Source organism: Streptomyces sp. NPDC028907, from assembly GCF_055564995.1.
Genome location: NZ_JBVHVE010000008.1, coordinates 264,952 through 283,400, shown reverse-complemented (window position 1 = coordinate 283,400; position 18,449 = coordinate 264,952). Strand labels below are relative to the sequence as shown.

Genomic DNA, 18,449 nt, shown 5'->3' with positions numbered 1-18,449 from the left:
GATGACCGCCATGGTGAAGGCCGAGGGCGTCCACAAGTCCTTCGGCCCGGTCCAGGTCCTCCAGGGCATCGACCTCGAGGTGCAGACCGGCGAGGTGTTCTGCCTCATCGGCCCGTCCGGTTCCGGAAAGTCGACGTTCCTGCGGTGCATCAACCACCTGGAGAAGATCAACGCCGGTCGGCTGTACGTCGACGGTGAGCTGGTCGGCTACCGCCAGAAGGGCGACAAGCTGTACGAGCTCAAGGACAGCGAGGTCGCGCAGCAGCGCCGGGACATCGGCATGGTGTTCCAGCGGTTCAACCTGTTCCCGCACATGACGGCGCTGGAGAACGTCATGGAGGCGCCGGTCCAGGTCAAGGGCGTGAGCAAGGCCCAGGCCAGGGAGCGCGCCCGGGAGCAGCTCGACCGCGTCGGCCTGGCCGACAAGGCGGGCAACTACCCCTCGCAGCTCTCCGGCGGCCAGCAGCAGCGGGTGGCCATCGCCCGGGCGCTGGCGATGGACCCGAAGCTGATGCTCTTCGACGAGCCGACCTCGGCCCTCGACCCGGAGCTGGTCGGCGACGTCCTCGACGTCATGCGCGACCTGGCCGAGTCCGGCATGACGATGGTCGTCGTCACCCACGAGATGGGCTTCGCCCGCGAGGTCGGCGACAGCCTGGTCTTCATGGACGGCGGCGTGGTCGTCGAGTCCGGCGACCCGCGCGAGGTCCTGACCAACCCGCAGCACGAGCGGACGCAGGCGTTCCTGTCCAAGGTGCTCTGACGGTACGACGCCGAAGGGGCGGTACGAGATCCTCGTACCGCCCCTTCGGCGTGTAGCGCTCCCTGCGGCAGCAGCTGGGGCGCCGTCACCACGGCGCGCAGCCGGTCCGCCGTCAGCGGCGGGGCGTCGAGCATGGGGCCCTTGCCGTCACTTCAGTGCGAGCAGCAGCGTGTCCGACGGCGAGCACCACACGGGGCGGGCCTCGCCGAAGCCCTTCTCGCGGAGCACGCGCGCGTGCCACTCGGCGGACGGCATGTCGCCGTCGGCGTGCTCGCCGTAGATCGCGAAGCGGCGGGCCGTGGGTTCGGCGAGGACCGGGTCCTGCGCCGCCAGCTGCCACCACTCGGACCAGTCGAGGGCGCCGTCCGCCTTGGCCTGATCCATGCGGTCGTGACGCAGGGCGCGCTCGGCCTCGTTGATCCGGGGCGTCGAGTCGTCGATCATGTGGTCCGCGTTCAGGAACACACCGCCGTCGCGGACCAGCTCCGCGACCTGACCGTAGAGGGCCGCGAGGGGTTCACGGTGCAGCCAGTGCAGGGCCGTGGCGGTCAGGACGGCGTCGTACGAGTCGTACGGAAGCCTTGCCGGCCAGTCGGGGTCCTTGAGGTCTGCGGTGACGAAGGAGACCCGGTCGTCGTCGGCGAAGGTGCCCTCGGCGATGGCGAGGAGGGCGGGGTCGAGGTCGACGCCGGTGCTGGTGGCCCCCGGGAACCGGGCGAACAGCCGGGCCGTGATACTTCCCGTGCCGCACGCGAGATCGAGCACGCGCGGGGCGGGGCCGACCAGGGCCTCGACCATGTCGAGCATGATCCGGAAGCGTTCCTCGCGGTCGGGCATGTACCACTCCTGCTGCCGGTCCCAGCTCTTCTGCCAGGCGGCCCAGTCGGCTCCGGTCGTCGTGGTGGTGATGCCCGCGTCCGTCATGGAACCCTCCATCGCGCAAGTCACGTAATACCCTGGAAGCACGATCAGCTGTTACCCGACCGCACCACGACGATAGAACGCCTCCGTAAGGACTACAAGTGGAACTGGCCTATTACTCGGATTACGCCGTACGACTCGTCAACAGCGAGGACCCGGCCCGGGGCAAGGACTCGCTGACCTCGGTCGAGGCCGTCCGCGATCTGTTCGGCGTCAGCCAGGAGGCGGCCCGTCGCGCCACGGACGGGGACGTCACCCGCTTCCGCTCGGTGCGCGCACGGCTGAGGGCGGTCTTCGAGGCGGCGGACAAGGGCGACGAGGCGCTGGCGGTGAACCTGCTGAACGCGCTCCTCCTGGAGTTCCCGGTGAGCCCGCAGATCTCCGGCCATGACTTCCGGGACGACGACGGCCGCCCCTTGTGGCACATGCACCTCGCGGACCACCCGTCCAACGCGACCGCCGGCTACGCGGCCATCGCGGCGATGGGCCTGGCCTTCCACCTCACCGAGTACGGCGTGGACCGCCTGGGCCTGTGCGAGGCGTCCCCGTGCCGCAACGCCTACCTCGACACGTCCACCAACCGCTCCCGACGCTACTGCTCGGACCGCTGCGCGACCCGCGCCAACGTCGCCGCCTACCGCGCCCGCAAACGCCTGGAGGCGGACCGGTCGGCGAGCACCGGCCGCACCGCCGACAGCGCCCAGCGCGCCAGCGCGAACGGCGAGCGCTGACCGGGCTTGCGCGGCCGGTAGCGCAGCCGGACCTTGCCCAGGATCAGCTCGTCCGGCACCACCCCGTAGTCGGTGCTGTCGCCACCGGCGTAGGCGTTGTCCCCGAGGACCCACCACCCGCCCTCGCGCTTCTCGGTGGCACGCTTGACGACCAGCAGGTCCTGCTGGAACGGATGCCGCAGCACCACCACGTCCCCCGGCCGGATCCGCCCCCGGTGCCACACCACGAGCAGATCGCCGTGATACAGCGTGGGCACCATCGACGGCCCGGTCACCTCGGCCCACCCGAAGGGCTGAGCGGCCCGCCCGCGCTCGGCGTCCTGCGACAACTCCGGCATCCCCGGCACCTCCCCGGTACTGTCCTCCACCAGTCTCAGTCTGACCCTGGACTTTTGTCCTAAGCCCATGGGGGCACTCGCGAAAACCCGTCTCGCAGGGAGTAATGTCCCACCTGAGAAGACGATCACGAGGAAGGAATGCTCCATGCTTTCCCGCCTGTTTGCCCCCAAGGTCAAGGTCAGCGCACACTGCGACCTGCCCTGCGGTGTGTACGACCCGGCCCAGGCCCGCATCGAGGCGGAGTCGGTGAAGGCCGTCCAGGAAAAGATGGCCGCCAACGACGACCCGCACTTCCAGGCGCGTGCCACCGTCATCAAGGAGCAGCGCGCCGAGCTCGCCAAGCACCACGTCTCGGTGCTCTGGAGCGACTACTTCAAGCCCCCGCACTTCGAGAAGTACCCGGAGCTGCACCAGCTGGTCAACGACGCCCTGAAGGCCCTCTCGGCCGCCAAGGCGTCCACCGACCCGGCGACCGGTCAGAAGGCTCTGGACTACATCGCCCAGATCGACAAGATCTTCTGGGAGACCAAGAAGGCCTGACCCCGGTCTCGCCCCTTGGACCCGCGATCTCTTCGATCGCCTGCTCCACCTCCCGCACCCGGCCCGCAGGCCGCCGAGAACGGCGGTCGTGACGGTCCGGGTGCGGTCTTGTTCCCGGCCCCGCACAGGGAGACGACACGCCCTTCAATTACTGGTCAAGCGGCGCAAATGGGTCACCCCCCTCCCTCAAGGTTCCCCGAATTCACGGTGATTGTGTTCACGCGCCGGCCAGTGGCCCCGCGTCCTCCGTGTCCCGTAGGTTCTTGATGAATTCACAGGGGGAGTGAGCATCGCTCCGACCCCGTCTCGGCCCACACGGCCGAGGCGGGGTTTTTCGTGCTCGGCGACGAGCGGGCGAGTGGGGACCACATCAGGGGACCAGTCACCCGGCGGCCTGGCCGGCCCCCGCCGGACGGAACGCCGACTCCCGGGAGAACCCCCTGCGCCGCCGCCTGCCTCTCTGGCCGATCCCGCTGCTGTGGACCCTCGCGCTCGGCCTGTGGGGGCTGTCCCGGCAACACAGTGTCTGGCGGGACGAGGCCGCGACCTGGCAGGTGGCCCGGCGGCCGGTCGCCGACATCTGGCACATGCTGGGGCAGGTCGACGCCGTGCACGGGCTCTACTACCTGCTGATGCACGGCGTGTTCGCCTGCTTCGGCGCCGGGACGACGGCCCTGCGCCTGCCCTCCGTGCTGGCCATGGCGGTGGCGGCGGCCTGTGTGACGGTCATCGGGCAGCGGCTGGCAGGGGTCTGGGCGGGCCTGGCGGGAGGACTGGCGTTCGGGCTGCTTCCGGCCGTGCAGTTCTATCTCCAGGAGGGCCGCCCGTACGCGCTGGTCGCGGCCGGCGCCGGGATCTCGACCCTGCTGCTGGTGACCGCCCTGGAGGGACGGGGCCGCCCGGTGCACTGGGCCGCGTACGCCGGCACGGTCGCGGTCTGCGGGCTGCTGAACTGGCTGTCCCTGCTGATCCTGCCCGCCCACCTGGCCACCCTCTTCCGGGTACGGGCACCCCGCCGCACCTGGAGGTGCTGGGCGACTGCCGCGACAATCGCCTTGGTGGCCGTACTGCCGTTGATCCTCTTCAGCCGGCGCCAGTCCGCCCAGGTGTCCTGGATCCCGCCGCTGACCTGGCACATGCTGATCGGCCCGGCGATCCTGCTGACGATCGGAGGGCTCGCGGCCCTCGTGGACCGGCCGTGCGCGGGACGGCTGTCGGTGGCGGCGGTCGGGCTGCCGCTGCTGGCCGTGCCGCAACTCGGCCTCCTCGGGCTCTCCCTGGTCCGACCGCTCTTCCTGGACCGCTATGTGCTGTTCAGCATGCTCGGCCTGGCCCTGCTGATCGGCACGGCGCTGGGGACGGCCGTACGGGCGAGCAGGCCGCGGTTTCCGAGAGCGGCGCCCTGGCTCGTCCCCATCGCGGTCACCGTGGCGGTCGTCGCCCTGTTGCCGCAGTCGCTGGCCAAGCGGTCCCCGTCGAGCCGGGTGGACGACGTCCTGGCGGTGGCGGCCGACGTACGGCGGCTGAAGCAGGACGGGGACGCGGTCGTCTTCGTACCGGCGGCCCGGCGCGACACCGCGCTGGTCTGCCCCGACGATTTCGCCGGTCTGCGGGACATAGCGCTGGCGGAAGACCCGGTCGAGTCGGGGACGCTGAAGGGTGAGGAGGCGGGCCCGGCGGGGATACGGGACGCGATGCTGGCGCAGCGGCGCATACTGCTGGTCACCGACGTGCCCGCGGTGGCACGGCCCGTGTCCGCCGAGCGGGACCGGACGAAGACCGCCGTGCTGGAGGAGCACTTCACGGTGGTGGCGGACGTACAGGTCCGTGGGCGACGTGTGACGGCTTACGAGCGGCTCTGAACAGGGAACAGCGGCATTCAGGGCCCGGCCGTTCCCCCTGCCGGGCCCTGAATGCGTCCTTCACTGGAACCGTCCGTCAGTGGAACTGCGGCACGATCAGATGGATCCCGTACGCCACCACCGCCGCGCAGGCGACGAAGCACAGCCCGGCCTGCGTGAGGCCGAGGGCGGAGGTGGCGCCGGACTCCTCGCGCGCGCCTTCGTGGCGGGCCAGGCCCAGCACGCCGAGGGCGAAGACGGCGACCACGGCCACGGTCACCGCGAGGCTCACCGCGGCGACCTGGCCGAGTGCGGTCCATTCGAGGTTCATGATGGGAACTCCCCTTGTCTCAGGCGGCCGTACCGACCTTGGTCGGCTCGGTGCCGCGGATCGTGACCTCGTGGGCGTCGTTGACGTTGTGCGCGGAGACCGGGTTGCGCCGGGAGACGAGCACGATGCCGGCGGCCACGGCCGCGCCGACCAGGGCGACCACGGCCGTACCGAGGTTGCCGCCGTGCTTGACCACGCTCGCCGAGACGCCGCCGACGAGGGCGGCGGCCGGCAGGGTGACCATCCAGGCCACGACCATGCGCCCGGCGACGCCCCAGCGGACCTCCGCCAGACGCCGGCCGAGGCCCGCGCCGAGGATGCTGCCCGAGGCGACCTGCGTGGTGGACAGGGCGAAGCCCAGGTGGGCCGAGGTGAGGATGACCGTCGTGGAGGCCGTCTCGGCGGCGAAGCCCTGCGGGGACTGGATCTCCGTGAGGCCCTTGCCCATGGTGCGGATGATCCGCCAGCCACCGAGGTAGGTGCCCAGGCCGATCGCCAGGCCGGCCGAGGTGATCACCCACAGGGGCGGGCCGGAGTCGTGGCCCAGCGCACCCGCCGAGATCAGGGTCAGCGTGATGACGCCCATCGTCTTCTGCGCGTCGTTGGTGCCGTGCGCCAGGGAGACGAGCGAGGCCGAGGCGATCTGCCCGACGCGGAAGCCCTTGGTGACGGACCGGCTGCGGGCGCGGGCGGTGAGCTTGTAGGCCAGGAACGTGGCCAGCAGCGCCGCGACCCCCGCGACGATCGGCGAGGCCACCGCCGGGATCAGCACCTTCTCGACAACCTTGTCAAAGTGCACGCCGTGCGACCCCGCACCCACCCAGACGGCTCCGATCAGCCCGCCGAACAGCGCGTGCGACGAGCTGGACGGCAGCCCGACCAGCCAGGTCAGCAGATTCCACAGAATGGCCCCGACGAGCCCGGCGAAGATCATGCCCGGACTGACGAGGGCGTCGTCCACGATGCCGCCGGAGATCGTCTTGGCGACCTCGGTGGACAGGAAGGCACCGACGACGTTCAGGACGCCGCTGATGAGCACGGCCGTCCTCGGTTTGAGCGCCCCCGTGGCGATGGATGTGGCCATCGCGTTCGCCGTGTCGTGGAATCCGTTGGTGAAGTCGAAAGCGAGGGCCGTCACGATGACGACCGCCACCAGGAACGTGATGTGGTCCATTCCCCAATGCAAACAAGCGCGGGCCAATTCACGGCGAACCGATGGCAAAGCGTGTCCCAGGAGTCGGCGCGCGGTTGGTAAGGGTCCTGCGAAGCCGCGATGGTGACCGCGACGGATCTACGATCGCCCGCATGAGCATCCGCTGGACATACGCCTTCGTCGACCGCCCCGCCGCGTCCTTCGCCCGGGCCCATGCCTTCTGGACCGCGGTGACGGATACCCGGCTGTCCGAATTCCGCGGTGATCAGGGGGAGTTCGTGACGCTGGTGCCGGACTCCGGCGCCGACGCCTGTGTGAAGGTCCAGGGAGTCGGCTCGGGCACCGGCGGCGCGCATCTCGACTTCGCCGTGGACGACGTACCGGGGTTCGTGAAGTCGGCGCTTCAGCGGGGCGCGGGGATCGCCGCCGAGCACGAGGGGTGGGCCGTACTGCGCTCGCCCGCCGGGCAGTTGTTCTGCGCCGTGCCCTGGCACGGGGAGTCGGTACGGCCTCCCGTGGTGCGCGGCAGCCGGCTCGACCAGGTCTGCGTCGACGTACCGACGTCCCTGTACGAGGCCGAAGTCGCCTTCTGGAGCGACCTGTTGGCCGACTGGACGTCGGCGCCCGGCTCCCGCCCCGAGTTCCATGTGCTCCGGCCGCCGAACGGGCTGCCGGTCCGCGTCCTGCTCCAGCGGCTCGGCGAGGAGCGGGCCGACGGTGAGCGCGCCGCCTCCGCCCACCTGGACCTCGCCTGCGCGGACATCGCGGCGACCCGCGCCCGGCACGAGGAGCTCGGCGCGGCCTTCGTCGCCCAGGGTGCCCACTGGACGGTGATGCGGGATCCGGCGGGCGGCGTCTACTGCCTGACGGGGCGGGATCCGGAGACGGGTGGGCTGCCTGCCCCTAGCCCGAGCTGAAGACGCAGAGCCTGTGCGCCCGGCCGTCCTCGTTCGGCGTGGGCGTCGTGCACGCCGATTCCCACCCCTGTGGAGGCGACGGCACCGAACTGGTGGGGCATCACCCACACTGCCACGGCCCACCGCCATAACCGGCCGCGCCCCCTCACCCCCACGGCTCCACGTCCACCACCGCGTCCACCGGAATGGGCCCGTACACATGGGGGAACGCCTCTCCCCCGGGCTCCGGCGCCTCGTACTTCAGCGGCGCGTCGAGCCGTGTGGGATCCACGACCAGGACCACGAGTTCGTCGGGGCCGTCGTAGGAGCCGTACAGGAAGTCGGCCACGGGTCGGAGTTGTGCTCGGGTCGAGCAGTGGATGAAGCCCTCCTCCTGGAGGGTGCGGCCGCGCGTCGACATCGCGTACGTGCCGCGCTCGCGGGCCGCGTCCCAAAGGGAGCGCTCGGTGATGTGGAGGATGAACGTCTGTTCGGGCATGAGTCCACGCTACGGCTTCAGCCGTGCCGCCCGCGCGTGCAAATACCGCTGCTCCGGCAGGCTCAGGGTCTTGGCGGCGGCGGCCTCGTAGGCGGCGATGGCTTCGTCGCGCGCGCCCGCCCGCTCCAGCAGATGTCCGCGGACCGCGTCCAGCCGGTGCCCGGCACCCAACTCGCCCTCCAGTTCGGCCAGTTCGGCCAGTCCCGCGCGCGGCCCCAGGACCATGGCCACGGCGACGGCGCGGTTGAGGCGCTCGACGGGCCCGGGGACGAGGCGCACGAGGATGTCGTAGAGGCCGAGGATCTCCTGCCAGTCGGTGGCCTGGGCGGAGGGTGCCTCGTCGTGGACGGCGGCGATGGCGGCGCGCAGCTGGTACGGGCCGGCGCGCCCCTGCGAGAGGGCGCCGGTGACCAGGGCGACGCCCTCGTCGATCGCGGCCTTGTCCCAGCGGTCGCGGTCCTGTTCGTCGAGCGGGACGAGCTCGCCGTGCGGGCCGGTGCGCGCGTCGCGGCGGGCGTCGGTGAGCAGTATCAGGGCGAGCAGCCCGGCGGCCTCGCCGTGGCCGGGGAGGAGACGGTGGACCTCGCGGGTCAGCCGGATCGCCTCGCCGGCGAGTTCCCGCCGTTGGAGGGCGGTGCCCGAGGTGGCCGTATAGCCCTCGTTGAAGATCAGGTACAGCGTCTGGAGGACCGCGGGCAGCCGTTCCTCCCCGTTGTCGGGGCGCGCGAAGCGGACGCCGCGGACCTTCTGCTTGGCCCGGCTGATGCGCTGGGCCATGGTCGCCTCGGGGACCAGATACGCGCGGGCGATCTCCGCCGTGGTCAGACCGCCGACGGCGCGCAGAGTGAGGGCGACCTGGGCGGGCGGGGTCAGGTCGGGGTGGCAGCACAGGAAGAGCAGGGTGAGGGTGTCGTCCTCGCGGGGAGCGCGGTCCGCGCCCGGCGGCGGGGCGGTGAAGGCGTCGCGCGGCGACAGCGCCGCGACCTTCTCCTCCCGGGCCCGGCGTGCCTCCTCCGCGCGCAGCGCGTCGGTCAGCCGGCGTGCGGCGACCTTGATCAGCCAGCCGCGCGGGTTGTCGGGGACGCCGGTGCGCGGCCACTGTTCGGCGGCGGCGAGCAGTGCCTCCTGTACGGCGTCCTCGGCGATGTCGAAGTGGCCGTACCGTCGTACCAGCGCGCCGAGGACCTGCGGCGCGTGACGGCGCAGCAGGTCCTCGGTCTCGGGTGTCACGCTCATGTCGGGTGGGCGCTCCCGGGGCTCGTACGGCTCAGACGTCCCCGGAGCCGTCGTCGATGGGCCGGATCACCACCGGGTACACGGGTGCGCCGGCGGGCTGGGGGCACTGCAGGACGCGCTCGGCGATCTCCGTGACCCGCTCCAGGCTCGCGCAGTCCAGCACCCAGTACCCGGCCAGCAGCTCCTTGGTCTCGCTGTACGGCCCGTCAGTGATCACCGCCTTGCCGTCGTCGCCCAGGGTGACGTGCCGGGTCTTCGCGGGCTCGGCCAGCCCTTGTCCGTCGACCATCTCGCCGCTCTCGGCGAGGTCGTTGTTGAGGTCGCTCATGAAGGCGTACATCGCCTGGACGTCCTCCTGGCTCCAGGCCACGGAGTTGTCGGACCCCTTGCCCTTCATCGCCTCGTAGTCCTGCTGCGTGCCCTGCACCATGACCAGGTACTTCATCACAGTCCGCTCCTTCGGTTTCCGTCGGCTCGGGCCACCGTTTCGGCGGCTCTCACAGGGAACGTCGGAGCCGGTCCGGGATTCTCGACAGGGTTCAGGAATTCTTCTCGGAAGGTTCCTCGGGCTCTTCGGGCCGCTTGTGGTGCTCGTGGTGCTCTTCGTGCTCGGCGCCGCCCTCGGCGTACGCGCCGCACTCGGGGTTCCGGCACGGGCCGGCCACCCATGTGGGGACCCAGGCACCCAGCGTCTTGTGGCGCCGGACGACCGTGTCGACGGGCTGTCCGCAGTCGGGACAGTGGTGCTCTGCGCTGCTGCCCATGCCCTCAGAGTAGGGCGGGAGAGGGCTCAGCGCTTCCTGCTGTACGTACGAACCACGGCGCCGTTGCCGAACGAACGGACCTCGCCGAGGGTGAACTCGGTGACGTCGAAGTCAGAGCCGAACATCGGCATGCCCGTCCCGTACACGATGGGGTAGGTCTTGATGACGAGTTCGTCGACCTCGTCGAGCAGCGCGCCGGCGAGTTGCGAGCCGCCGCACAGGTAGATGCCGAACTCGCTGTCCTCGGCCTTGAGTTCGCGGACCTTGGCGACCACGTCGTCGCCGACGATCTCGACGTTCGGGTCGGGCGACTCGGCCAGGGTGCGCGAGGCGACGTACTCCCGCATGTGGGCGTACGGGCTGGTCATGCCATCCTTCAGTGCCAGGTCGTAGCTGCCGCGGCCCTGGATGATCGTGTCGAACCTGCGGTTCGGGAGGTCGTCGGTGCCGATGGCCCGGCGGACCTGGGTCGGGTTGGTCTCCGGGTACTCCGCCTTGATGAACTCCAGGAACTCCTCGTCGACGAACGGGTACATCGCCGTGGCGTCACCGTCCGGGCCGCCGATGAAACCGTCGATCGAGCAGGCGATGAAGTAGGTGAGCTTTCGCAAGCCGGTCTCTTTTCGTAGGGTGTCGAACAACCACTCCGGTTGTAGTGCTCCAGTTGTAGTACTTCGCTTGTAGTGGTTGCAAGGGCATTTGAGGACCGGAGGAAAGCGAGAGAGGGGATTCCGTATGGCGGGCAATCCGGAGCGCCGTGCCGCCCTCGTCGACGCGGGCGTCGAGGTGCTCGCCCGTGAGGGGGCACGCGGGCTGACGTTCCGCGCGGTGGACGCCGAGGCCGGGGTGCCGGTGGGCACCGCCTCCAACTACTTCACCGGCCGCGACGACCTGCTCCGCCAGATCGACGCCCGACTGCACGTACGGCTGGCGCCCGACCCGGACGTGATCACCGAGTTGCTGACCCGGCCCAAGGACCGTGGCTTGGTCACCGCGTTCATGCATGACCTGATGGGCCGCGCGAACCGCGACCGGACGGGCTATCTGGCCCTGCTGGAAATGCGCCTGGAGGCCACCCGCCGTCCGGAACTGCGCTCCTCCTTCACCCAGTCCGTGCGCGGCGACCTCGACGAGGCCATGGAGTTCCACCGCGACGCCGGGCTGCCCGGGGACGACACGGTCGTCACCGTCCTCTATCTCGCGATGCTCGGGCTGCTCCTGGAGCATCTGACGCTGCCGGACGTGCTGGAAGGCGTCCTGCCCGGGGTGAGTGTGCCAGAAGGGCTGGTGGAGCGGATCGCGGAGACGATCGTGCCCGCGAAGTAGGCCGGACCTCCTGGGCTCAGCCCCGCGGCTCGCGCCACATCGGCCACATCTGAGGGCCGTCCGGAAGGTCGAGGGGTCGGCCCTTCTGAACGAAGCCGAGGCGCTCGTACAGTTTGCGGCTGCGCTCGCTGCTCGCCTCCAGATAGGCGGACAGTCCCTCCCGGTCGCAGCGGTCGAGGACCGAGTTGAGAAGGGCGGTGCCGAGTCCCTCGCCCTGGCGTTCGGGGGTCGTGGCGATCATCCACAGGTATTCGTGCGCACGTCCCGTCGGGTGGATGCCGTCCGTCAGACGGCCGATCAGCTCGACGCGCTCGTTCTCCGGGTCGACGGCCTCACGCAGCCGCGCGGGTCCTTCCTCGTCGTGCTCCGGCTCGTCGGCCGGCACGGATATCCACAGGGCGCAGGCCGAGCCGTCCTCGGTGACGTCGATACGGCCGACGGCGAGCACGATGTCGGTGAACGCGGCCATGAGCCGGGGGTGGGCGACACGGCGGTGCTCCGCGCCCGGGAACACCCAGCCGCTGACCGGATCGTCCTGGAAGGCCGCGTCCAGCAGCCGGGCCACCAGCTCCCGGTCTCCCTCGTCCGCCGTCCGGATCGCCACGCCCATGTCTTCCCGCCCCTTCGCGTCAACTGCCGTTGATCGTAGGGCGATGCGGACGTGTGCGCGGTCCGCGGGGTGGAGATTGTCGAGATCCGTACGGTACTCAGAGGCGGGCCAGAGGCGGGCCCCGCACACCGTGGGGATGTGCGGGACCCGCCGGTCCGGAGCCGCCCGGCGGCCGTACGGGGTCAGGAACCGTACGGTCCCGGGGACTCCGGGGTCTTCCCTACCGCCGGCCACCTCGGCGGCGGTCGTCGACTCGTCGCCGTGTCAGCTGCTGCGCCGCGTCACGAACTCCGCCAGCGCCAGCAGTCCGCCCGCCTCCTCCGGGTCGGGGACCGCACGGGCCAGTTGCTGCATGGCGCCGGCCATCCGCTCGGCGGCCTGGGTCTGCGCCCAGTCACGGCCGCCCGCTCGCTCCACGGCCAGCGCGGTCCGCTGAAGGTCCTCCTCGGCGTACGGCACCTCGTACAGCGCGGCCAGCTCCGCCGCCGCCGGACCACCGGAGGTCAGCGCCGCGACGACCGGCAGGGACTTCTTGCGGGCGGCGAGGTCCGCACCGGCCGGCTTGCCGGTGTGCCCCGGGTCGCCCCATATGCCGATCACGTCGTCGATGAGCTGGAAGGCGAGCCCGGCCTCCCGGCCGAACGCGTCCAGCGCCACCACGTCCTCGTCCGCAGCGCCCGCGTACAGCGCCCCGAGGGCGCAGGCGCACCCCAGCAGGGCCCCGGTCTTGGCCTCGGCCATGGCGAGCACCTCGTCCAGGTCGACCTCGCCGGGCCCCCGCTTCTCCAGCGCCGTGTCGGCCTGCTGGCCGGCGCACAGTTCGACTACGCAGTCCGCGAGCCGGGCGCCGGCCGCCGCGGACGCGGGGTGCGGGTCCTCGGCGAGCAGTCGCAGGGCCAGGGCCTGCAGGGCGTCCCCGGCGAGGATCGCGTCGGCGTCGCCGAACACGGTCCAGGCGGTGGCCCGGTGCCTGCGGGTGGCGTCCCGGTCCATCACGTCGTCGTGCAACAGCGTGAAGTTGTGCACCAGCTCCACCGCCACCGCCGCCCGGACGGCTGCCGCCCGCGCCCGGGGTCCGCCGAGCGCGGCGGCCGCGGTGAGGACGAGGGCGGGCCGGATCGCCTTGCCCGCGTTGCCCGCCGCCGGGGTACCGTCCGCGCGCTCCCAGCCGAAGTGATAGCGCGTGATCCGGCGCAGGGAGGTCGGCAACCACTCGACGGCGGCGCGCAGTTCGGGGTCGACCGTCGCCCGGACCCGCTCCAGGATCACCGCCGCCTCGGGCCCGTCCAGCGGACCGGGACCGCCGTGGCTGTCGGTCGCGATGGAGCCCCGCCTTTCGAGCGTCTCGGTGGACGGCCGCACCCCCGCGGGGCGCGCCCCCGTCTCCGTCATGAACTCACCCATGGCATCGCCTCGGAGAGTCGGCGGACAGTGGCACTTCCGCTACGGCTGGGCGCCTACCCGGAAGGTCTACCCGTGCGGGGACCACCGGACACGGCGGGCCCCCGACGAGAGTCCGGGCGGCGGAGAACCGGGCGGGCAGAGTCACCGCCAGCGCCCGATCTCGACGTTCTCCAGCACACCGAGGGCGTCCGGAACCAGGACCGCGGCCGAGTAGTAGGCCGTCACCAGGTACTTGATGATGGCCTGTTCGTTGATGCCCATGAAACGGCAGGACAGGCTCGGCTCGATCTCGTCCGGGATGCCCGCCTGCTGGAGCCCGATGACGCCCTGCTCCGACTCGCCCGTACGCATGGCGATGATCGAGGTCGTACGGGCGTCGGTGACCGGGATCTTGTTGCACGGGAAGATCGGCACCCCGCGCCAGGTGGGGATGCGGTTGCCGCCCATCTCGATCGTCTCGGGAACCAGCCCGCGCTTGTTCAGCTCACGCCCGAACGCGGAGATCGCGCGCGGGTGGGCGAGGAACAGCTTGGTGCCGCGCCTCCGGCACAGCAGCTCGTCCATGTCGTCGGGGCTGGGCACACCGTCGTGCGGCTGGAGCCGCTGGTCGTACTCGCAGTTGTGGAGCAGTCCGAACTCGCGGTTGTTGACGAGCTCGTGCTCCTGGCGCTCCTTCAGCGCCTCGACCGTCAGCCGCAACTGCTGCTCGGTCTGGTTCATCGGCTGGTTGTACAGGTCGGCCACGCGCGTGTGGATGCGCAGCACGGTCTGGGCGATGCTCAGTTCGTACTCACGGGGCCGGGCCTCGTAGTCGACGAAGGTGTGCGGGATGTCGGGCTCGCCGCTGTGGCCGGCCGCGAGGTCGACCTCCTTCTCGCCGTACTTGTTGGTGCGCTGCGAGGGGATCGTCCGCAGCCGCTCCAGGTGGCCGCTCAGCGACTCGGCGCGCTCCGCGACGCGCTCGACCTCCTGGCGGGGCAGGACCAGGACGGTGCAGGCGGTGACCGCGCGGACCGTGTACTCCCAGATGGCGTCGGAGTCGAGCAGCGCCTGCTCACCGAGGTAGGCGCCGTCGGCGAGGACGCCGAGGGACTCGTCCTCGCCGTAGGGGCCGGTGCCGAGCTTCTCCACCCTGCCGTGGGCGAGCAGGTACACCTCGTCGGTCTGGCTGCCGAACGAGGCGATCAGTGTGCCTGCCGCGAACTCCCGCTGCTGGCAGCGCTGGGCGAGCTCGGCGAGCACGTCCTCGTCGTCGTACGACCGCAACGCCGGCAGTTCCGTCAGCTCGGCCGGGATGACCTCGACCCGGTCCCCGGTCTTCACGAACGTGATGCGTCCGTCCCCTACGGCGTACGTCAGGCGCCGGTTCACCCGGTACGTGCCGCCCTGCACATTCACCCAGGGCAGCATGCGCAGCAGCCAGCGGGAGCTGATCTCCTGCATCTGGGGTGCGGACTTGGTCGTGGTGGCCAGGTTCCGCGCGGCCGCAGTGCCGAGACTCTGCTGCGGCTGGCCCTGCTCCGTGCGGACCTCTTCGCCTACCGACATAAGGAATTGCCCTCCCGGTCGTGCACCGGCACCGCTTTGGCGCCACGCATCGCGATCTCCATGTCCGAGCCTTGCATCACGGAGGGTGCCGGTGCTATTACCCGAAAGAGCGGGAATGGATCACCGTCCACCTGGGCAAACAGGGGGACCTTGTCCAGTCGCAGCGCCGTCTCGCGCGGCCACGACGGTCGTCCCGAACCCGCCACGCAACTTGTCCGAAACGCATCGCACACCGTGCGAGGCGAGGAGTCCCGTCTGCCCGTTTTCGGTAAAGCACCGGTACGAGACGGCCGCGCACGGCGGCCGGCGTACGGCGTGAAGGAGGCGGCCATGGCCACACCCATGTCCGCGAGCAGATTCCTGCAGAGACTCAGGGCCGAGGGCGCGACGGTCGTAGAGGTCGGCGACTGGGAGCACCACAACCGCAACCATGTGGGCCCGTGGGGCCCCGTGCACGGCGTGATGATCCACCACACGGTGACCAAGGGCAGCGCGCACACGGTGGACCTGTGCCGCAACGGCTACGCGGGGCTGCCGGGCCCGCTCTGCCACGGCGTCATCACCAAGGACGGCCGGGTCCATCTGGTCGGCTACGGCCGCGCCAACCACGCCGGTCTCGGCGACGACGACGTCCTGCGCGCGGTCATCGCGGAGAAGGCTCTGCCGCCCGACAACGAGGCCAACACCGACGGCAACCGGCACTTCTACGGCTTCGAGTGCGAGAACCTGGGCGACGGCAAGGACCCGTGGCCAAAGCCCCAGCTGGAGGCGATCGAACGGGTGTCGGCGGCCGTCTGCCGTCATCACCGGTGGACGGAGCGCTCGGTGATCGGGCATCTGGAGTGGCAGCCCGGGAAGGTGGATCCGCGCGGGTTCACGATGGCGTGGATGCGGGAGCGGATCCGGGAGCGGTTGAAGTAGGGCGGAGCCGGTGTGCCGCTGAGGCAGGGCGGCCGAATCCACGGCGCCGGGCGACAATGACCGAGTGACCAGGCCCGACCTCACCGCCCTCCACCCCCGGCTGCCCTCCCCCGCACAGGAGTCGGCGGACGAGCGGTTCACGCGGCGGGGCGTGCGGCTGCTCCTCAAGCGCGACGACCTGATCCATCCGGAGCTGATCGGCAACAAGTGGCGCAAGCTCGCGCCGAACCTGAAGGCCGCCGCGGGCCGTACGGTCGTGACGTTCGGCGGCGCCTACTCCAACCATCTGCGCGCCACCGCCGCCGCCGGCCGCCTCCTCGGCCTGCACACCCTCGGCGTGGTCCGCGGCCAGGAACTCGCCGACCGCCCGCTCAACCCGTCCCTCGCACGATGCGTGGCCGACGGTATGCGGCTGCACTTCGTCGACAGGTCGACGTACCGCCGCAAGACCGATCCGGACACGCTGGCGGCCGTCCTGCGGGCGGCGGACGCGGAGGGGGCGTACGTCGTCCCGGAAGGCGGCAGCAACGCCCTCGCCGTACGCGGGTGCCGGGCGCTCGGCGAGGAGCTGCGCGGGCGGGCCGAGGTGGTCGCGGTGGCGTGCGGCACGGGCGGCACGATGGCGGGCCTGGCGGCCGGGCTCGGACCCGGGCAACGGGCCCTGGGCGTCCCCGTCCTCAAGGGCGGCTTCCTGGCCGACGACATACGAAAGTTGCAAGCCGAGGCGTTCGGCGGCCCGCGGGGCGACTGGTGGCTCGACGAGCGGTTCCACTTCGGCGGATACGCCCGTACGACACCGGAACTCGACGACTTCGCCGAGGACTTCGAGGCACGGCACGGGATGCCCGTCGAGTGTCTCTATGTCGCCAAGTTGCTGCATGGACTTGTCGCCTTGGTGGAGGAGGGTGCCTTCGCTCCCGGGACGACGGTGGCGGCCGTGATCACCGGGTCACCGTGGCCCGCGGCGGCCCCTCACCCCGCCTCCCGATAGGCCGCCGCCTCCTCCAGGTCCAGCCTGCGCAGCAGGGTCCGCAGCATCTCGTCGTCGATGTAGCGACCGTCGCGCAGCTTCACGAACACCGCGCGCTCGGCGCCGATCACCTCGCGGGACAGCCGGCGGTAGGTGTCGTCGACGGACTCGCCGGTGACGGGGTTGGCCTGGCCGAGGCGCTCCCAGACGGAGTTGCGGCGGCGTTCCAGGACGGCTCGCAGGCGGTCGGCCAGCGGGTCGGGCAGGGCGTTGCGTTCGTCGGCGAGGAGTTCCTCCAGGCGTCGTTCGGCGGCCCGGGAGGCCTGCGCCTGGGCGTTGGCCTCGGCGAGGGTCTCGGCCCGCGCGTCGCGGCCGGGGAGTTTCAGCAGGTGGATCAGGGGCGGCAGGGTCACGCCCTGGACGACCAGGGTGCCGATGACCGTGGTGAAGGTGAGGAAGAGGATGAGGTTGCGCTCCGGGAACGGCTCGCCGCCGTGCACCGTGAGCGGGATCGAGAAAGCGATGGCCAGCGAGACCACGCCGCGCATTCCTGCCCAGGAGATGACGAACGGCGCCTTCCAGGTCAGATCGCCCTCGCGTTCCCTGATCCGGGCCGACATCATGCGCGGCAGGAACGTCGCCGGATACACCCACACGAACCGCGAGACGACGACCACGAGGAAGACGGCGACCGCGTACCAGGCGGCGCGGCCGCCCTCGTACTCCCCGAGGCCCTTCAGGACCACCGGCAGCTGCAGTCCGATCAGCGCGAACACCGCCGACTCCAGCACGAACGCGACCATCTTCCACACCGCCTCCTCCTGGAGCCGGGTGGCGAAGTCGACCTCCCACGCGCGGTGTCCCAGGTACAGCGCGACGACCACGACCGCCAGCACTCCGGAGGCGTGCACCTGCTCGGCGGCCGCGTAGGCGACGAACGGGATCAGCAGGGAGAGCGTGTTCTGCAGCAGCGCTTCCTTCACGTGCGTGCGCAGCCAGTGGATCGGCACCATCAGCACCAGCCCGACCCCGATGCCGCCGAACGCCGCGAGCAGGAACTCACCGATCCCGCCGGCCCAGGTCGCGCCCTCGCCGACGGCCGCGGCGAGGGCGACCCGGTACGCGGTGATCGCGGTGGCGTCGTTCACCAGGGACTCGCCCTGAAGAATCGTGGTGATCCGGGACGGCAGCCCCACCCGGCGCGCGACGGCCGTGGCGGCGACCGCGTCCGGCGGCGCCACCACCGCGCCCAGCACCAGGGCCGCGGTCAGCGGCAGATCCGGTACGACGAGATAGGCGACCCAGCCGACGGCGAAGGTCGCGAAGAGCACGTAACCGACCGACAGCAGCATCACGGGCCGCAGCTGAGCCCGCAGATCGAGATACGAGCTGTCCGTCGCCGCGGTGTGCAGCAGCGGGGGCAGCACCAGGGGCAGGACGACGTGCGGGTCGAGCGTGTACTCGGGCACCCCCGGCAGATACGACACGGCGAGCCCCGCGGCGACCAGCAGCAGCGGCGCCGGCACGGGCGACCGCCGCCCGGCCGCGGCCACGGCGGCGCTCCCCGCCACCAGCAACAGCAGCGGCATCACGTCCATGGTTCTCGCCCGCCCTCGTTTTTCCGCGCGGCCATCGTCGCGGCCGTCGTAACCTGGC

21 protein-coding genes are annotated in these 18,449 nt (G+C 71.1%); 8 read left to right on the top strand and 13 right to left on the bottom strand.

The window, feature by feature from the left end; translation table 11 throughout:
- The first annotated feature begins 1 nt into the window (after position 1).
- A complete protein-coding gene (locus ACZ4UU_RS25775; RefSeq protein ID WP_471905725.1) occupies positions 2–763 on the top strand; it encodes an amino acid ABC transporter ATP-binding protein in 762 nt (253 codons plus the stop codon).
- A 147-nt stretch (positions 764–910) separates the two neighbouring features.
- On the opposite strand, the gene ACZ4UU_RS25770 is transcribed toward ACZ4UU_RS25775, so the two are convergent.
- Entirely contained in the window at positions 911–1,687 is a 777-nt protein-coding gene (locus tag ACZ4UU_RS25770; protein ID WP_471905724.1) for a class I SAM-dependent methyltransferase, read from the bottom strand.
- A 98-nt stretch (positions 1,688–1,785) separates the two neighbouring features.
- On the opposite strand from ACZ4UU_RS25770, the gene ACZ4UU_RS25765 reads away from it, so the two are divergent.
- Positions 1,786–2,415 carry a CGNR zinc finger domain-containing protein gene (locus ACZ4UU_RS25765; protein ID WP_471905723.1) on the top strand — a complete coding sequence of 210 codons (630 nt, stop codon included), beginning with the start codon at positions 1,786–1,788 and terminating at the stop codon, positions 2,413–2,415.
- On the opposite strand, the gene sodX is transcribed toward ACZ4UU_RS25765, so the two are convergent.
- A complete protein-coding gene (sodX, locus tag ACZ4UU_RS25760; protein ID WP_471905858.1) occupies positions 2,319–2,753 on the bottom strand; it encodes a nickel-type superoxide dismutase maturation protease in 435 nt (144 codons plus the stop codon). The genes ACZ4UU_RS25765 and sodX overlap by 97 nt on opposite strands.
- A gap of 145 nt (positions 2,754–2,898) precedes the next feature.
- Here sodX and sodN point away from each other — a divergent pair, with 145 nt between their 5' ends.
- Both sodN and ACZ4UU_RS25750 read left to right on the top strand, forming a co-directional pair.
- Positions 2,899–3,294, top strand: coding sequence for a superoxide dismutase, Ni (gene sodN, locus ACZ4UU_RS25755; RefSeq protein ID WP_020123534.1), 396 nt, complete (start codon positions 2,899–2,901; stop codon positions 3,292–3,294).
- 554 nt (positions 3,295–3,848) lie between these two features.
- Positions 3,849–5,156 (top strand): glycosyltransferase family 39 protein, encoded by a 1,308-nt coding sequence (locus ACZ4UU_RS25750; RefSeq protein WP_471905722.1) that lies wholly within the window; start codon positions 3,849–3,851, stop codon positions 5,154–5,156.
- Between the two features lie 76 nt (positions 5,157–5,232).
- Here ACZ4UU_RS25750 and ACZ4UU_RS25745 read toward each other — a convergent pair whose 3' ends face one another.
- Positions 5,233–5,466 carry a hypothetical protein gene (locus ACZ4UU_RS25745; RefSeq protein ID WP_471905721.1) on the bottom strand — a complete coding sequence of 78 codons (234 nt, stop codon included), beginning with the start codon at positions 5,464–5,466 and terminating at the stop codon, positions 5,233–5,235.
- A gap of 19 nt (positions 5,467–5,485) precedes the next feature.
- Positions 5,486–6,640 carry an inorganic phosphate transporter gene (locus tag ACZ4UU_RS25740; RefSeq protein WP_471905720.1) on the bottom strand — a complete coding sequence of 385 codons (1,155 nt, stop codon included), beginning with the start codon at positions 6,638–6,640 and terminating at the stop codon, positions 5,486–5,488.
- Positions 6,641–6,771: 131 nt separating this feature from the next.
- Between ACZ4UU_RS25740 and ACZ4UU_RS25735 the strand changes: the two genes are divergently transcribed.
- Positions 6,772–7,536, top strand: a complete 765-nt coding sequence (locus ACZ4UU_RS25735; RefSeq protein WP_471905719.1) for a VOC family protein — start codon at positions 6,772–6,774, stop codon at positions 7,534–7,536.
- 145 nt (positions 7,537–7,681) lie between these two features.
- Here the strand turns inward: ACZ4UU_RS25735 and ACZ4UU_RS25730 are convergent, their stop codons facing one another.
- The 5 genes from ACZ4UU_RS25730 to ACZ4UU_RS25710 all read right to left on the bottom strand — a co-directional run bounded on the left by ACZ4UU_RS25730 (position 7,682) and on the right by ACZ4UU_RS25710 (position 10,625).
- Positions 7,682–8,014, bottom strand: a complete 333-nt coding sequence (locus tag ACZ4UU_RS25730) for a DUF952 domain-containing protein (RefSeq protein WP_471905718.1) — start codon at positions 8,012–8,014, stop codon at positions 7,682–7,684.
- A gap of 9 nt (positions 8,015–8,023) precedes the next feature.
- Positions 8,024–9,250, bottom strand: coding sequence for an RNA polymerase sigma factor (locus tag ACZ4UU_RS25725; protein WP_471905717.1), 1,227 nt, complete (start codon positions 9,248–9,250; stop codon positions 8,024–8,026).
- A 31-nt stretch (positions 9,251–9,281) separates the two neighbouring features.
- Positions 9,282–9,695, bottom strand: coding sequence for a YciI family protein (locus ACZ4UU_RS25720; RefSeq protein WP_471905716.1), 414 nt, complete (start codon positions 9,693–9,695; stop codon positions 9,282–9,284).
- 94 nt (positions 9,696–9,789) lie between these two features.
- On the bottom strand, positions 9,790–10,014 hold the full coding sequence (locus tag ACZ4UU_RS25715; RefSeq protein ID WP_471905715.1) for a hypothetical protein: 225 nt from the start codon (positions 10,012–10,014) through the stop codon (positions 9,790–9,792).
- Positions 10,015–10,040: 26 nt separating this feature from the next.
- Positions 10,041–10,625 (bottom strand): dihydrofolate reductase family protein, encoded by a 585-nt coding sequence (locus ACZ4UU_RS25710; RefSeq protein WP_471905714.1) that lies wholly within the window; start codon positions 10,623–10,625, stop codon positions 10,041–10,043.
- A gap of 124 nt (positions 10,626–10,749) precedes the next feature.
- On the opposite strand from ACZ4UU_RS25710, the gene ACZ4UU_RS25705 reads away from it, so the two are divergent.
- A complete protein-coding gene (locus ACZ4UU_RS25705) occupies positions 10,750–11,340 on the top strand; it encodes a TetR/AcrR family transcriptional regulator (protein ID WP_471905713.1) in 591 nt (196 codons plus the stop codon).
- Between the two features lie 16 nt (positions 11,341–11,356).
- Here ACZ4UU_RS25705 and ACZ4UU_RS25700 read toward each other — a convergent pair whose 3' ends face one another.
- The 3 genes from ACZ4UU_RS25700 to ACZ4UU_RS25690 form a co-directional block, all read right to left on the bottom strand.
- Positions 11,357–11,950 carry a GNAT family N-acetyltransferase gene (locus ACZ4UU_RS25700; protein ID WP_471905712.1) on the bottom strand — a complete coding sequence of 198 codons (594 nt, stop codon included), beginning with the start codon at positions 11,948–11,950 and terminating at the stop codon, positions 11,357–11,359.
- Positions 11,951–12,214: 264 nt separating this feature from the next.
- A complete protein-coding gene (locus tag ACZ4UU_RS25695; RefSeq protein ID WP_471905711.1) occupies positions 12,215–13,354 on the bottom strand; it encodes a family 2 encapsulin nanocompartment cargo protein polyprenyl transferase in 1,140 nt (379 codons plus the stop codon).
- A 141-nt stretch (positions 13,355–13,495) separates the two neighbouring features.
- Entirely contained in the window at positions 13,496–14,902 is a 1,407-nt protein-coding gene (locus ACZ4UU_RS25690) for a family 2B encapsulin nanocompartment shell protein (RefSeq protein ID WP_471905710.1), read from the bottom strand.
- A gap of 330 nt (positions 14,903–15,232) precedes the next feature.
- Here ACZ4UU_RS25690 and ACZ4UU_RS25685 point away from each other — a divergent pair, with 330 nt between their 5' ends.
- Together ACZ4UU_RS25685 and ACZ4UU_RS25680 are read left to right on the top strand one after the other, a co-directional pair.
- Entirely contained in the window at positions 15,233–15,823 is a 591-nt protein-coding gene (locus ACZ4UU_RS25685; RefSeq protein ID WP_471905709.1) for an N-acetylmuramoyl-L-alanine amidase, read from the top strand.
- Between the two features lie 64 nt (positions 15,824–15,887).
- Positions 15,888–16,814: a 1-aminocyclopropane-1-carboxylate deaminase/D-cysteine desulfhydrase gene (locus tag ACZ4UU_RS25680; RefSeq protein ID WP_471905708.1), complete on the top strand. Its 927-nt coding sequence runs from the start codon at positions 15,888–15,890 to the stop codon at positions 16,812–16,814.
- Here the strand turns inward: ACZ4UU_RS25680 and ACZ4UU_RS25675 are convergent.
- Complete coding sequence (locus tag ACZ4UU_RS25675; protein WP_471905707.1) at positions 16,796–18,391, bottom strand: Na+/H+ antiporter; 1,596 nt, start codon at positions 18,389–18,391, stop codon at positions 16,796–16,798. The two genes, ACZ4UU_RS25680 and ACZ4UU_RS25675, sit on opposite strands and share 19 nt — an antisense overlap.
- Positions 18,392–18,449: the final 58 nt, after the last annotated feature.